The following is a 15372-nucleotide window of genomic DNA, read 5'->3' as shown; positions in this document are numbered from 1 at the left end:
TGAAATCGCAGTAACGTCCAAAGCGGCCGCAAACGGCATCAGCCTTGGCGCGCCTTGAACCTGCGCTGCGTCTTGTTAATGACATAGACGCGGCCCTTACGGCGAACAACGCGATTATCGCGGTGCCGCGAGCGGAGGGATTTCAATGAGTTTCTAACTTTCATAACGACACCGGTTTAAGATGGTGGGCACTAGAGGGATCGAACCTCTGACCCCTACCATGTCAAGGTAGTGCTCTACCGCTGAGCTAAGTGCCCGAAGAAGCGAGCTTCTAGGGGGATTGGTCCCTCTAGGTCAAGCCCTGAACGTAGGGTTTCTGGGCAAGAGCCGGACATGCCGCACATTTCACGCGGCGAGCAGGCGATCCACCTCGCGCACTAGGTCTTTGAGGTGGAAGGGTTTCGACAGCACCCGCGCTTCTTTCGGGGGCTGATTTTCGCTGTTGAGAACGACGGCAGCGAAACCGGTGATGAACATGATTTTAAGGTCGGGATCGATCTCACTGGCGCGGCGCGCAAGCTCGATGCCGTCCATTTTCGGCATCACGATGTCGGTCAGAAGCAGCGTGAAGGGCTCGCGCTTCAGGCGCTCGTATGCGTCCTCGCCATTCTCAAAGGCGACGACGTCATAATTGGCCTTTTCCAGCGCTTTGACGAGGAAACCGCGCATGGAATCGTCGTCCTCGGCGAGCAGGATCCGGCGCAACGGCAGGCTTGAAGGCTTTACAGGCATGGCAACTCTGAATGATGCGGAACTTGAGCGTAGCCGATAGTAGCTATTTCGTCTGGCGCAAACTTGGCCCGAGTTTGGTAAACGGAGCATGAAATTGTGGAGAGTTGCACTCAAGACGCGTCTTGCGAACTTCGCACGCTGACTGGCGTTATGCATGATACGGGAGAGCGCAAGTCACGCATAGACTTCAACGCGGCGCGTTGGCAAACTGGCGCGCTTGATCCGGTGATTTGTCGCGGAAGCAACGTAAAGGCACCTCTCACGAATGTCCGACGACCGTTTTCATAGGGTTCCATCCGCTTTTTTTCCGTCGTTCGACGTTCTATTGCCGCGCGTGCAGTCGGCGCCGTTTGTTTTCTCGTCTCCTCATTCCGGCCGCCTCTATCCGCCCGAATTCCTAGCAATGTCGCGGCTCGACCCCAAAACCCTCCGCCGCTCGGAGGATTGTTTCGTCGATCGCTTGTTCCGCCCCGTTGCAGACTTGGGGGCGCCCCTTATTAGTGCCCGCTTTCCCCGCGCTTACCTCGATCTCAATCGTGAGCCCTACGAACTTGATCCGGAGCTCGTTGGCGATTCACTTCCCGCACACGCCAATACACAGTCCATTCGTGTGGCCGGCGGACTTGGGACGGTCGCCAGAATCGTCGCCGACGGCGAAGAGATTTATGCTGGCCGATTGAGCCTCGACAGCGTCTTGGCACGAATCGAGCAGCTTTATTTTCCATTTCACTCCGAACTCTCGCGGCTAATCGCGGCAACGAGCGATCTGTTCGGCTACGCGGTTCTCATCGATTGCCATTCGATGCCGTCGGCTGCGATGGCTCCGGGCGGGGCACAAAGGCCGGATATCGTCATTGGAGATCGCTTTGGCGCATCGTCCGATCCCCGCCTAACGCTGCTTGTCCGCGATGAATTTCAAAAACGCGGTTTTAAAGTTCAGCTGAACCGCCCCTATGCGGGCGGTTACATCACCGAACATCATGGCCGTCCGGCGCACGGAGTCCACGCGTTACAATTCGAGATCAATCGCGGACTCTATATCAATGAACTGACGTTCGAACCAAATTCCGGCTATACGCCCCTCGTAGAATCACTGACGGACATCCTCCGCAGTCTTTTCTCAGAAGTGCCGGGGCTTCTCGACTATCGCGCGGCCGCAGAGTGATCGCTGGTTAAGAGGCGAGCATGCATGCGTCGTGCAATCTTCATTTGATATTGCACGCAAGAAAAAGGGCCGTTCGATCCCGAACGGCCCAAGTCTAGGGAGGAAACGCCCAAGGAGGGCTGCGAAGCGCGAGCGAAGGCTCACATATCGCACTGCAAAAACTAACGATGCAGTGCATCACGAGCAAATGCGAATAGTGCATAGCTGAGCGGCTTAAAATGCGGATCTTGCATGGCTCGGCTTGAGCGTAAACCGCTCTCGGCAGAAATCTGAGCTAACGGCGCCGCATAAAGAAAGGCCGTTCGTAAGCCGAACGGCCCAAGTCTAGGGAGGAAACGCCCGAATTGGGCAGCGATTGCAACGAAGCGTGTCATCACCATCGCCCTTCGACGATGCGCTGCTTTGGCTGCGTCCGCAATCTCCACGAGTATATCCATAGCGCATTCCCAAATAGATGTATCTAGCGCGCCACAAGTTGCGTTACTAAAAGATATCTATATCAAGAAGCGTGTCTTCGAAGCGCCCTCGGCTGCCCGAAGGTTTTGCAACCAGTTGAAAATTAGGGTGAACGCGTGCCGGGGTCTTCGCCCGCAGCGGAATTCCAAGCCATTGTCCGCGTGGCCCACGAACTGGCCGATTTGTCCGGCCCAGTCATTCTCAAGCATTTCCGCAAAGTTACGCCTGTGGAAAACAAGGCGCATGGCGGCGCATTCGATCCGGTCACGAAGGCCGACCGCGGTGCCGAAAAGGCGATTGTGCAAGCGCTTGCCGCACGTCTGCCAAAGGACGGCGTCGTCGGCGAGGAATTCGGAACGACGGCTGGCACAAGCCCCTATCAATGGATCATCGATCCGATCGACGGAACGCGATCCTTCATTGTCGGCTCGCCCTTGTGGGGAACATTGATCGGGGTGCTGAAGGACGGCAAACCGATTTTCGGCTTGATGGATCAGCCCTTCACAGGCGAACGGTTCTGGTCGGGCGATCGCGCTTCCTATCTCAGTACGGGCGGCGGACGTCCGACACGGATCAAGACGCGAGCGTGTCCACGCCTTGAAGATGCAGTGCTGACGTCGACCCATCCTGATCTCTTCGAAACTCCTGAACAGGCGCAATCTCTTTCACGCCTCAAAGATCTCACGCGGCTGACGCGCTATGGCGGCGATTGCTACAATTATTGCCTGCTGGCGGCGGGATTCGTCGACATGGTGCTCGAACCCGCGTTGAAGTCTTATGATATCGTCGCCTTGATCCCCATTATTGAACGTGCCGGTGGCCGCGTGACGACGTGGACGGGTGGTGACGCTTCGAATGGGGGTAATGTTCTCGCCAGCGGCGATCCGCGCCTGCACGATGCGGCGCTCGAACTCATCAATCGCGCCTAGCCTTTCTCGGCCGACGCGACGGAAATTCCCATGTAGGCATCGAATGCGGCCCAGAACCGCTGACGGATGGTGTCGGTTTCTTGCAAAATCTCGTGCCGCGATCCCGGCATAAGAATGTGCGACCCAAATTTCAGATCGACCGCAAAATCCTCGATGGCTTGTGTCGAAACGACCTTATCGGCTCCGGCTGCGAAGATAATCATAGGGACGCAGACGTACTTTGCATAATCGGGGCGCAGCAGCATTCTGGTGCTGCGAAGCGCGGCACGAAGCCAGCCCACTGTCGGCGATCCCGATGCCAATTCCGGAGCCGCGTCGATGATGGCTTTGTTGCGCGACCAGCGCATGAAGTCGCTCGTCAGGCGGTTTGTTTCGAATTTCTTGAAGTCGTCCGGCTCGTCCCCGCCACCATGGACGTAGGTCCCGGACATCCCTAGAAGTCCTGCAATCGTTGCATAAGCGCGCGCGATCGGCGGGCTGACACCCAGCATGTTCTCGTGGATGGCTATCATCGGGGAGAGCAGCACCATCCGGGCGAAGGGGCTTGCTTCGTCCTGCGCATTGCGCAGCAGGATGTTGCCGCCAAGCGAATGGCCCATGCCAATCAAAGGCTGCGGAAGTGCAGGCTTTACGATCTCCTCGATAAAGATTGCGAGATCCCGGTCGTATTCGGTGAATGCGATAACGTGACCCTTGCGCGGGTTAGACAACGTTCGCTCCGAGCCGCCCTGCCCTCTCAGATCGAAGATTGCGACGGCAAACCCGCGTCGCCGGAGATCGGCGATGACCTCAAAGTATTTCTCGATGAACTCGCCGCGACCCTGCACGATACATACCGTGCCGCGCGCCGGCCCGATCGTGGGCTCCCAAAGAGCCGATCGCAGCTTGAGCCCATCGTAGCCGTCGAATGCCGAGACTTTCGCACCACTCGGAACGGGGTTGATCGAGAGCGATACGAGTTTCATCGGTGCGCTTTTCTCCTCCCGCTTCCGGCCACCCGGCACATTAACGTCTCTGGGGCGATTCTGGCGCGCCAAATCTTGTTCGGTCGCCCTCTCGACCCCTCTTGAAGGGCGATTTTTTGCTTCCTACCTATTGATTGCGGTTGCCGCAAAGCGGGGCCGCGTCACGAAGAGCCGAGCCCACCGCGGGCTGGTTCCATGTCGCTTCTTATGGAGGATATGTTCATGCGACACAGCGAATTTGCTCCCTTCTATCGTTCTGCAATCGGTTTCGATCGGCTGTTCCAGATGCTGGACCAATCGGCGGGCTTTGATAGCGAGTCGACCTATCCGCCTTACAACATCGAGCGCACTGGGGAGAATGCGTACCGGATATCGCTCGCCGTGGCGGGCTTCTCGCAGGACGAACTCAAGATCGAGGTCAAGGAACAGACCTTGACGGTTGCCGGTGAAAAGGCTCCGGAAGCCGAAGAAAAGACGTATCTGCACCGAGGGATCGCGGCCCGCGCGTTCGAGCGCCGGTTCCAGCTCGCCGATCACGTTGACGTCACGGGCGCCAACTTTGAGAATGGCTTGCTTCATGTCGACCTCGTCCGCAACGTTCCGGAAAGCAAGAAGCCGAGAACAATCGCGATCGGGTCGGGTACGCCAAAGCAGCTTGAGGCGCAGGCCGCGTAAGTATCCAGAATCAAATGCTGGACTTGATGGGCAACCGCGCTTCGGCGCGGTTGCTTTTATTTTGGCGCTTCAGACCGGCGAGCGTAACTTTATTGCTCCACCCGCCGCTCAATATTTTCGAAAACGTCTTTTCCAGCCATCGCGTGTTAGCGCTTGTGCCACAGTTGCAAATCTGTAGAATTTGCTAGATAGGTCAATATTGCTGTCCTTTATGGCGCGCTTATGTTAGGCCATCTTGGAGGCCACCGAGCGGTGGTTTCAGGTGGGCCGCAAACTGCGGTGGCGTGGGAGAGAATAACGTGACGGTTAAACAGGTGGCATACGCGCGGCTTGGGACGCTCCCGAAACGCAAGGCCGCCCGCAAAGACGGAGCGGTGGCGCGAAATGCCCACACGCTCTTTACGCCGGGAAAACGCTTAATCTCGTAAGACGAGAGCAGCGCAAACGAAACCCCGCAAGGCCGTTACGGCGCAACTGAAAATCCGAACGTTCTGTAAGATTAGGCTGAGATCGGCCGCACGAGGCAAGAGATGAGCGAAGGCTACCTACCCCCGCTGGAAGATGAAGTCGGCACCGCGAGCCGTCCCGCAGCGCAGGGCCTTTTCGATCCGGCGCTCGAGCGCGACGCGTGCGGCGTCGGTTTCATTGCGAATCTCAAAGGCAAAAAATCCCACGGCATTGTCGAAGGGGCGCTCAAAATTCTTGAGAACCTCGAACATCGCGGCGCTGTGGGCGCGGACCCGCTTTCCGGCGACGGCGCCGGCATCATGATCCAAATTCCGCACGACTTTCTCGCGGCTGAAACAAAGGCGCTTGGATTTGAGCTGCCGGAGCCCGGGCACTATGCGGTCGGTCATGTCTTCATGCCGCAAGACGAACGGCTTCGCGCGCATTGCGAGCGCGTCTGGGCACGATGCGTCAAGGACGAAGGCTTGGTGCTGCTGGGCTGGCGTTCGGTGCCGGTCGATAATAACTGCCTTTCCGACATGGTGCGCGAGAGCGAGCCCGTTCACCGGCAGGTATTCATCGGACGTCCGGCGTCCATCTCCAGCCAAGACGAATTCGAGCGTCATCTTTATATCGTGCGCAAGGTCGTCTCGAACGCCATCCATGACGCCTACAAGGGACGCGATATCGGCACCTACACCGTGTCGCTCTCGACACGGACGCTCGTCTACAAGGGTATGTTCCTCTCGTATCAGGTGAAAGCCTACTACAAGGATCTTTCCGATCCGCGCCTCATGTCCGCGCTCGCGCTCGTGCATCAGCGCTTTTCGACAAACACGTTTCCTTCATGGAAGCTGGCGCACCCGTACCGGATGGTCGCGCATAATGGCGAGATCAACACGCTGCGCGGCAACGTCAACTGGATGGCAGCGCGACAAGCGTCCGTCTCGTCGCCGTTGTTCGGGGCCGACATCTCGAAGCTCTGGCCGATTTCTTACGAAGGCCAATCCGACACCGCGTGCTTCGATAATGCGCTCGAATTTCTGACGATGGGCGGGTACAGCCTCGCACACGCCGCGATGATGCTCATACCGGAGGCGTGGGCGCGCAATCCGACGATGGATACGAAGCGCCGCGCATTCTACGAATATCACGCTTGCCTAATGGAGCCGTGGGACGGCCCCGCCGCGATGGCCTTTACCGACGGCCGCCAGATCGGCGCCACGCTCGACCGCAATGGTTTGCGTCCGGCGCGCTACCTCGTCACGAAGGACGATACGGTCATTATGTCGTCGGAATCCGGCGTGCTCCCGGTCGAGGAATCGAACATCGTCAAAAAGTGGCGTCTACAGCCGGGCAAGATGTTGCTGATCGACCTCGAAAAGGGCTGCATCATATCCGATGAAGAACTGAAGGCCGAGATCGCAGGAAGCCATCCGTATGAAACGTGGCTAAAGCGGACGCAGATCAAAGTTTCGGATCTGCCGCTGCCCTCGAAAACCGCGACGGCGGCGAAGTCTAATGTCGCGCTTTTGGATCTGCAGCAGGCGTTCGGCTATACGCAGGAAAGTCTCAAGTTCCTGATGGCCCCGATGGCGGAGAAGGGCGAGGAAGCCATCGGCTCGATGGGGACCGATACGCCGATTTCGGCGCTGTCGTCGAAGTCGAAGCTGCTGCACACCTATTTCAAACAGAACTTCGCGCAGGTGACCAACCCGCCGATCGACTCGATCCGCGAAGAACTGGTGATGAGTCTCGTCTCGTTCATTGGGCCGCGCCCGAACATCCTCGAACTCGAGGGCACCTCGAAGCAGAAGCGTCTCGAAGTCGATCAGCCGATCCTGACGAACGAGGATCTCGAACGCATTCGCGGTATCGGCGCCGTCAAAGACAATGACTTCTCGTCGATCACGATAGACATCACTTACCCCGCCGAGAAGGGCGAAGCGGGCATGGGTCCGGCGCTCGACGGCGTTTGCGCCGAGGCGGAGGAATATGTCCGCGCGAAAGAATTCAATATCATCATTCTGTCCGACCGCCGCGCCGGCCCGGACCGCATCGCTATTCCGGCGCTGCTCGCCACCTCGGCCGTTCATCATCATCTGATCAAGCAGGGGCTCCGCACGTCGGTCGGTCTCGTGATCGAGACAGGCGAAGCGCACGAGATTCATCAGTTCTGCACGCTTGCGGGCTACGGTGCCGAGGCAATCAATCCCTATCTCGCATTCGAAACGCTTTATGCAATGATCCCGGATCTGCCGGAAGGCACGACACCGGATCTCGTCAAGAAGCGCTTCATCAAGGCGATCGGCAAGGCCATGCTGAAGGTCATGGCGAAGATGGGCATCTCGACCTATCAGTCCTATTGCGGGGCGCAGATCTTTGACGCGGTTGGGCTGCGTTCGACCTTCGTCGATCGGTATTTCACCGGCACGCACACCCAAATCGAGGGCGTCGGCTTGCGCGAGATTGCGCGTGAAACTGTGGAGCGCCACAAGGCGGCCTTCGGCGACGTCCCGGTGCTTGCTAATGCGCTCGATGTCGGCGGCGAATACGCCTATCGCGTCCGGGGCGAAGCGCATATGTGGCGTCCGGGAACGGTCGCGGACCTTCAGCACGCTGTCCGCGCCACCGACAACGCGGACGCGATGAACGGTCGTGTACCGCAGAAATTCCGCGATTTCTCGAAATCGATCAACGATCAGTCCGAGCAGCTGATGACGCTGCGCGGCATGTTCCGCATTCGCTCGGCAGAGAGTATGGGCCGCAAGCCCGTGCCGCTTGAAGAGGTCGAACCAGCTGCCAACATCGTCAAGCGTTTCTCGACCGGGGCGATGAGCTTCGGCTCGATCAGCCGCGAAGCGCACACGACGCTCGCAATCGCGATGAACCGCATCGGCGGCCGTTCCAACACCGGCGAAGGCGGCGAGGAAGCCGATCGCTTCAAGCCAATGGAGAACGGCGACTCGATGCGCTCGGCGATCAAGCAGGTCGCATCGGGCCGTTTTGGCGTCACGACGGAGTATCTCGTCAACGCCGACATGATCCAGATCAAGATGGCGCAAGGCGCGAAGCCGGGCGAGGGCGGCCAGTTGCCGGGGCACAAGGTCGATGCGGTCATCGCCAAGGTTCGCCATTCGACGCCGGGCGTGGCACTGATCTCGCCGCCGCCGCACCACGACATCTATTCAATCGAAGATTTGGCGCAGCTCATCTACGACCTGAAGAACGTCAATCCGAAGTCCGATGTTTCAGTGAAGCTCGTCTCGGAAGTCGGCGTCGGAACGGTGGCTGCCGGCGTCGCGAAGGCGCGCGCAGATCACGTAACGATTTCGGGCTTCGAAGGCGGCACCGGCGCGTCGCCACTGACGTCGATCAAGCATGCAGGCAGCCCCTGGGAGATCGGCCTGGCCGAGACGCATCAGACGCTGGTTGCGAACCTCCTCCGTGGCCGCATCGCGGTTCAGGTCGATGGCGGCGTGCGGACGGGCCGCGACGTCGTCATAGGGGCGCTACTCGGCGCAGACGAGTTTGGTTTTGCGACGGCACCTCTCATCGCGGCGGGCTGCATCATGATGCGCAAGTGCCATCTCAACACCTGCCCTGTCGGAGTCGCGACGCAGGATCCGATTTTGCGCGCGAAATTTACGGGTAAGCCCGAGCACGTCATCAATTACTTCTTCTTCGTCGCCGAGGAAGTTCGCGAGATCATGGCGCAGCTTGGGTTCCGAACTTTCAACGAGATGATCGGCCAGAGCGATCAGCTCGATAAGGATCGCGCAATCGAACACTGGAAGGCGCGCGGGCTCGACTTCACAAAGCTGTTTCATAAGCCGATCGCGCCGAAGGGTGTCGCGATCTATCACAGCGAGCGACAGGACCACGGTCTTGAGAAAGTGCTCGACGTGAAACTGATAGAAGCCGCTAAACCGGCACTGGAACAACGTAAGGCCGTGAAAGCCGAGTTTCCGATTTGCAACGTTAACCGCTCAGCGGGCGCGATGCTGTCGGGAGAGGTCGCCAAGCGCTTCGGACACGCCGGTTTGCCGGAAGACACGATCTGGCTGTCGTTCAAAGGCACGGCCGGACAGGCATTCGGTGCGTGGACGGCACATGGCGTCACGCTCGACCTCATCGGCGAAGGCAACGACTACGTCGGCAAGGGTCTTTCGGGCGGCAAACTGATCGTGCGACCGGCCCCCGCGTCAGGCATCACGCCGGAAGAATCCATCATCGTCGGTAATACCGTGCTTTACGGCGCAATTACCGGGGAGTGTTACTTCCGCGGCATTGCGGGCGAACGCTTCGCCGTCAGAAACTCCGGCGCCTATGCTGTTGTCGAAGGCACGGGAGATCACGGCTGCGAATACATGACCGGCGGCGTGGTTGTCGTGCTGGGGCCGACGGGCCGTAACTTCGCGGCGGGCATGTCGGGCGGCATCGCCTACGTGCTCGACGAGAAGGGCGATTTCGAAAACCATCTCAACAAGGACATGGTGCAGCTCGAAGCGCTGACCGCAGATCCCGGTTCACTGCAGAAGCTCGTGCAGCAGGGCGGCGATGTTGCAATCGCCGTGCGCAGCGTGATGACGGATATGCGCGAGCAGGATGCCGAACGGCTTCATGCGCTAATCTCACGTCACGCGCACTATACGAACTCGCGGCGGGCGCAGAGCATTCTGAAAGACTTCGCAACGTACCTGCCGAAGTTCAAGAAAGTCATGCCGATCGAATATCGCCGCGCGCTTACCGAACTCGCAAAAGCTCGCGAGACAAACCGTGAGGCGGACGCTGAAGCTGCTGCGAAGCAATAAACGATTGCGGACGGCGAATAAGACGAAAAGAAAGACGAAAGAGAATGGGTAAGCCGACGGGGTTTCTTGAGATCGAACGCGCCGACCGCAGGTACCGGCCGGTCGAAGAGCGTTTGAAGCACTGGAAAGAGTTCGTCGAGCCGCTGACTGAACCCGCGGTGAAGAAACAGGCTGCGCGGTGCATGGACTGTGGCATCCCGTATTGCCACAATGGCTGCCCGGTCAATAATCAGATCCCGGATTGGAATGATCTGGTGTATCGCGGCGACTGGAAGGACGCCGCGCTCAACCTGCATTCGACGAATAATTTCCCCGAAGTCACGGGCCGCATCTGTCCGGCGCCGTGCGAGGCCGCGTGCACGCTCAACATCGACGACAAGCCGGTGACAATCAAGACGATCGAGTGCGCGATTGCCGATCGGGGATTCGAAGAAGGTTGGATCCAGCCGCTGCCGCCCGAAACGAAAACCGGCAAGAAGGTCGCGATCGTAGGTTCAGGTCCCGCAGGCCTTGCCGCGGCACAACAATTGGCGCGCGCCGGACACGACGTTCACGTTTACGAGAAGAACGCGCGTCCGGGTGGTCTGCTCGTCTACGGCATTCCCGACTTCAAGATGGAGAAGGCGATCATTGCGCGCCGCGTGAAGCAGATGGAAGCCGAAGGCGTGACATTCCATTGCGGTATTCAAGTCGGGCAGGACCTGTCCGCAAAATATCTTGAGAGCAAACACGATGCTGTTCTGATTGCGATCGGATCGGAGCAGCCGTTCGATTTCTTCGCTAAGTCGCCCGGCCGCGAGCTTGACGGCATCCACTATGCTATGGATTTCCTGCCGCAGCAGAACCGCCGCAACGCCGGGGAGCTGCAGAAGCCGAAGACAAAGGAAATCACCGCTAAGGATAAGCATGTCATCGTGATCGGTGGCGGTGACACGGGCTCCGACTGCATCGGCACATCGTTCCGGCAAGGGGCCAAGAGCGTTACTCAGCTCGAAATCATGTCGATGCCGCCGCAGAAAGAAAACAAAGCGCTATCGTGGCCGCATTGGCCGCTGAAGCTGCGCATCTCTTCATCCCAGGCCGAGGGTGCAAAAACCGAGTATTCGATCTCGACAACGGGATTTAGCGGCGAGAACGGCAAGGTCAGGAAGCTGCATTACACACGTGTGAACAGCAATCTCCAGCCAATCAAAGGCACGGAAGGTACGCTTGACGCCGATCTCGTGCTGTTCGCGATGGGCTTTTCGGGGCCGGTCGAGACTGACATCATTAAAGAGCTACAGCTTCCTGTTGTTCCGCGGGGCCGCTTCAAAGGGCTTGATGCGACCGACAAAGATTACAAGCTTGCGTCGTCGCCGAAGCTGTTCTGTGCGGGCGACATCCGCCGTGGTCAGTCGCTCGTCGTCTGGGCGATCCGCGAGGGCCGCCAGGCTGCACATGCCATCGACAAATTCCTGATGGGCTCTACGGTGCTGCCACGCTGAAGCGCCTCCGGAAGGTTACGTTAGTCGAAGCACGATTGCGCCGAGCGCGATAATGCATGCTGCCAACAAACGGCTGACGCCGACTCGTTCCTTGAGAACGATTGCCGAAATCGCTGTACCAAATAGGATCGATGTTTCGCGTAAGGCTGCGACGACGGCGACCGGCGCCATCGTCATCGCCCAGAGCACGATGGTGTAGGCGACGAGGGTTCCGGATCCGCCGAGCAATCCGATCCGCCAATGCGATTGCGCATAAGCCAAGATGGCATCGCGGCGCGCGACACAGGCCCAGCAAACGAGCGGTATACCCGTGAAAAGGAGCATCCAGAAGGTATAGGCCACCGGTGCATCGGAAAGCCTTACTCCGAATCCATCGATCAGCGTATAGCTCGCGATGACAACGGCATTGAAGAGCGCAAGCGCTATCCCTTTGCCGTCGCCTTCCTGCTTGACTGTGACCATGCTCAGGACGCCGAACGAGATCAGGCTGATGCCAATCCACGAAACGGACGATAACGGTTCGTGCAAGAGGAAGCCGCCGACAAGTGCAACGAGGAACGGCGCCGTTCCTCGCATCAGCGGATAGGTTTGGCCCATGTCGCCGAGACGATACGCGAGCGCGACCAGCACGAAATAGCCGACGTGGATCAATGCAGATGTCGCAATATATGGCCAGCTTTCTGGATCTGGCTGAGGCAAGAACGGCAGCGCGCAGACGGCGACGAGGGCGGCCGATCCCGCGACCAGAATTGTCGTCAGCAGCTTATCCTGAGAGCGCTTGACCAATGCATTCCAGGATGCATGAAGCAAAGCGGCAAGAAGCACGGCTGCGAAGACGGCGAATTTCATGAGGTCAGTCTAGCGAGGGTGCGTCAGGACGCACATGCGCGAAGCCGCGCATGTCATCAGACGCAATCTCAATAGGCTGCAATCTAGCCGCGAGGCTGCGGCTCGACGGGAGTTGTCTGACTGGTCGACTCCGACTTTGGCGGCCAGGAGAAATCGTCGGCACGGCCGGGCTTCGGCTGTAAGCGCTCGCCCTTCACCAACAGGCGGAAGTACGGTGCTTGCGTCGGCGAGAGTCGACCTCGATCGCGGTTTCCTGGAGGCGTAATCGAGCTCATTAACGTCACACCTCCCCCGATCTGGTCGACGATGAGATCCCCGCGCGGCCCGGAGCCTTCGCGCCGGGCCATCAGGGCCACCACGGATGCCGGGATCGCGGGGCGCAAAATTTCTATTGTCTGCGATTCTTCTCGGTCGCTGCGATCGATCAGCTTCAGCGTGACCTTGCCGTTATCGGCCTTTTGATCGCCAGATGAACTGTTATTTCGAGAGGGGGTACCGGTAAAGCCGGTCGCTCGAACTATGGGAGTGTCGGAATCGTTACGGCCGCTCGCTGCCGCCGGGGAAGATGGTGCCGGCGTCTTGACCGTATTTCCGGGGTTGATCTTTTCTTGCTCGGCCTCGGCACCAAGCAAAGGGATGTTGCGATTGGCTTTTGCCTGATTGAGGTCCGCCCGCAATTCCTTCTCGACGAAGTGCGCGAGCTTGCGATTACCTGCTTCAGTGAAACTGATACCATTCCGCAAGCGGAGGAGGCGGATCGCGCCTTCGAGGTCGGGGCCGTAGGCGGAATACCCCCCGTTCTCATTGGTAAATCCCTGATATGAGTCGATGTACTTATAGCCATTGAGATATGCGCGTTCGCGGATCACGTCATTCATACGCTGCGCCAGCTCGTTTGCGTCGTTGCGCGCGAAGTTTGGCAAGCCGACCCAATAAACGCTCGCGTTCTTTCGCTTGAAGGCGCGCATCAGCCTGTCGATCCGGCGCGTATATTCGGCGATCCACGGATCGGTGCCGACTGCGATGCGCTTGCCGTCCGCGTTCCGGAACGGATACCTGTCCTCCTCGCCGATCATGACGATGGCGATGTTGATCGGTTGGGCTGCTATTTTTTGTTCGAGAGCGACGGTTTTGCCTTCGAAGTCGGGTGCCGCGATGTTCGCGATGGGCGTTATCTGCTTCTGGATATCCAAGCGGACGTCTGACCCGAACGCGCGCAGCAGGCCACCGAGAAGCCCATCCGCGAAACCGTCGCCGAAGACCGTCACCTGATAGACATCGTTATCGGGAAAAGGGGTCAGAAACGTCGCGCCCTGTTCGAGATCAACGGCACGCGCAGTGGATGTCAGCCTTCCAGAAGAAAGAAGCGCCAAAGCGATTACGCAAAGCCGCATTCCCTGGAGCAAGAAATTCATCACGCTTCCTTCGCGCAGCCCGATGTCGTCGGCGACGGTGATTCACGGCAGCACCATACAGCGCCCGGCATCCGGCACCAATGGCTCAAACCCCACCCTCTCAACGCGTGGCCTGCGACTGGGCGTGGCGCAATACGACTTCCGACGGCCAGCAATCCACCGTGAGGCCGCTGGCCCTTTCATAAAGGCCGATTTGCTTACGGGTATTCGAGCCGATTTTGCCGTCGATCTTGTCCATCGGATAGCCGAGTTCCTTCAGCCGCGCCTGTAAATTATGGACGGTGACGGTTCGCGGCTGCGCAAACGATTTCCAGGGCGTTACGAAATCCCCGCCTCCGCGGATGCGGTCAGATAGATTACCGATAAACAACGCATAGAGATCAGATGTGTTGTAGAGGCGGATCACCTGGAAATTTTGCGCCGCCAGGAATGCGGGTCCGTAAGCACCGCCCGGCATCATCAGATAAGCGCTCTGCTTCAGCTCGTTCCGGGTAAATGGCTTGCCGTTCGCACGCCTAAACCCCATGCGCACCCAATCGGCGATCGGGCGTGCATCGGGCGGTCCTTCGAGCGAGCAATCCGATGGCGGCGGCACGATAACCTCGAAGCCCCAGCGTTCGCCGCGTGCCCAACCCTTGCCTTGCAGCTGGCGCGCGGTGAAGGCCAACGCGTCTGCGACCGAGCGCCAGATGTCGATCTTGCCGTCACCGTCGCCGTCGGTTGCGTATTTGAGATATTCTGTCGGCATCGCTTGCGTGAGGCCCATGGCGCCTGCCCATGACGACTTCATATCCGAACGCGGGATACCCATTTGGAGCATCTTCAACGCCGCAATCAGCTCGACACGAAACCTCTCCTTGCGCTTGCCGGTATATGCGAGCGTTGCCAGCATGCGGATCGCGTCCTTCGGCGGGTGGTAAGAGCCATACGCCGTTTCTCGGCCCCAGATGGCCACCAATATATAGCGATCGACGCCGGTCAGTTTTTCGATCCGTTTTAAGGCCGCTTCGTGTTCCTTCATGAACCGGCGCCCTTGGACGCCGAGTTTTTCCAGATAAGGCTTCGACAGATAGTCGGCTGCGGTTTTCGTGAATTCCGCCTGACCGGCGTTATCCACCTTTGGACGGCCAGGAAGGTCGAGATCGGGGATCGACAGATCGGGCGTCAATCCGGCAAAGGCTGCGTCAAACGTGTTGCGGCTGACACCAGCTGCCTTGGCGTCGGGCCAGAGGCTTTCGACGAATCTATGAAAATCGGGAGATGGGCGAGCGTTCGCAGGCTTGCTCTCGATCATCGCGGTTGCAGCGATGACCGCAAAAGCAAGACAAACAGCGTTTGCGAGGCCGTCGATCATTCTCGTCAAAAGCATCTCGCCCTTGTCCTTGTTGGCTATGGCACGCGGATGCTGTCCCCGATGCTCGGATTTCGGGGCGATTTTGCG

Annotated in this window: 11 protein-coding genes and 1 tRNA gene; 5 read left to right on the top strand and 7 right to left on the bottom strand. The window is 58.8% G+C overall.

The features are described 5' to 3' along the window. Positions 1-38: 38 nt before the first annotated feature. The 3 genes from ykgO to cpdR all read right to left on the bottom strand — a co-directional run bounded on the left by ykgO (position 39) and on the right by cpdR (position 732). Positions 39-164 (bottom strand): type B 50S ribosomal protein L36, encoded by a 126-nt coding sequence (gene ykgO, locus VHB22_RS01580; protein ID WP_325455194.1) that lies wholly within the window; start codon positions 162-164, stop codon positions 39-41. Between the two features lie 18 nt (positions 165-182). Further along, a tRNA-Val gene (locus tag VHB22_RS01575) sits at positions 183-257 on the bottom strand. A gap of 88 nt (positions 258-345) precedes the next feature. Further along, the gene (gene cpdR, locus VHB22_RS01570) at positions 346-732 is read right to left on the bottom strand and encodes a cell cycle two-component system response regulator CpdR (RefSeq protein WP_325455193.1); all 387 of its coding nucleotides are present in this window, start codon (positions 730-732) and stop codon (positions 346-348) included. Between the two features lie 265 nt (positions 733-997). Here cpdR and VHB22_RS01565 point away from each other — a divergent pair, with 265 nt between their 5' ends. Then, positions 998-1897: an N-formylglutamate amidohydrolase gene (locus tag VHB22_RS01565; RefSeq protein ID WP_325455192.1), complete on the top strand. Its 900-nt coding sequence runs from the start codon at positions 998-1000 to the stop codon at positions 1895-1897. A gap of 572 nt (positions 1898-2469) precedes the next feature. Continuing rightward, a complete protein-coding gene (hisN, locus tag VHB22_RS01560) occupies positions 2470-3282 on the top strand; it encodes a histidinol-phosphatase (protein ID WP_325455191.1) in 813 nt (270 codons plus the stop codon). On the opposite strand, the gene VHB22_RS01555 is transcribed toward hisN, so the two are convergent. Continuing rightward, positions 3279-4247, bottom strand: a complete 969-nt coding sequence (locus tag VHB22_RS01555) for an alpha/beta hydrolase (RefSeq protein ID WP_325455190.1) — start codon at positions 4245-4247, stop codon at positions 3279-3281. The two genes, hisN and VHB22_RS01555, sit on opposite strands and share 4 nt — an antisense overlap. Positions 4248-4469: 222 nt before the next feature. On the opposite strand from VHB22_RS01555, the gene VHB22_RS01550 reads away from it, so the two are divergent. From VHB22_RS01550 to VHB22_RS01540, 3 genes are all read left to right on the top strand, one after another. Further along, on the top strand, positions 4470-4922 hold the full coding sequence (locus tag VHB22_RS01550; protein ID WP_325455189.1) for an Hsp20 family protein: 453 nt from the start codon (positions 4470-4472) through the stop codon (positions 4920-4922). Positions 4923-5452: 530 nt separating this feature from the next. Beyond that, positions 5453-10183 (top strand): glutamate synthase large subunit, encoded by a 4731-nt coding sequence (gene gltB / locus VHB22_RS01545; protein ID WP_325455188.1) that lies wholly within the window; start codon positions 5453-5455, stop codon positions 10181-10183. Positions 10184-10227: 44 nt separating this feature from the next. Next, positions 10228-11667, top strand: coding sequence for a glutamate synthase subunit beta (locus VHB22_RS01540; protein ID WP_325455187.1), 1440 nt, complete (start codon positions 10228-10230; stop codon positions 11665-11667). 15 nt (positions 11668-11682) lie between these two features. Here VHB22_RS01540 and VHB22_RS01535 read toward each other — a convergent pair whose 3' ends face one another. From VHB22_RS01535 to VHB22_RS01525, 3 genes are all read right to left on the bottom strand, one after another. Then, a complete protein-coding gene (locus VHB22_RS01535) occupies positions 11683-12516 on the bottom strand; it encodes a DMT family transporter (RefSeq protein ID WP_325455186.1) in 834 nt (277 codons plus the stop codon). Between the two features lie 83 nt (positions 12517-12599). After that, on the bottom strand, positions 12600-13931 hold the full coding sequence (locus VHB22_RS01530; protein ID WP_325455185.1) for a DUF459 domain-containing protein: 1332 nt from the start codon (positions 13929-13931) through the stop codon (positions 12600-12602). A gap of 100 nt (positions 13932-14031) precedes the next feature. Beyond that, complete coding sequence (locus VHB22_RS01525; protein WP_325455184.1) at positions 14032-15300, bottom strand: lytic murein transglycosylase; 1269 nt, start codon at positions 15298-15300, stop codon at positions 14032-14034. Between the last annotated feature and the right edge of the window lie 72 nt (positions 15301-15372).

Source organism: Hyphomicrobium sp. (assembly GCF_035548195.1).
Lineage (GTDB): Bacteria > Pseudomonadota > Alphaproteobacteria > Rhizobiales > Hyphomicrobiaceae > Hyphomicrobium_B.
Note: the sequence above shows the minus strand (reverse complement) of the source record. Positions and strands in the feature narration are given on the sequence as shown.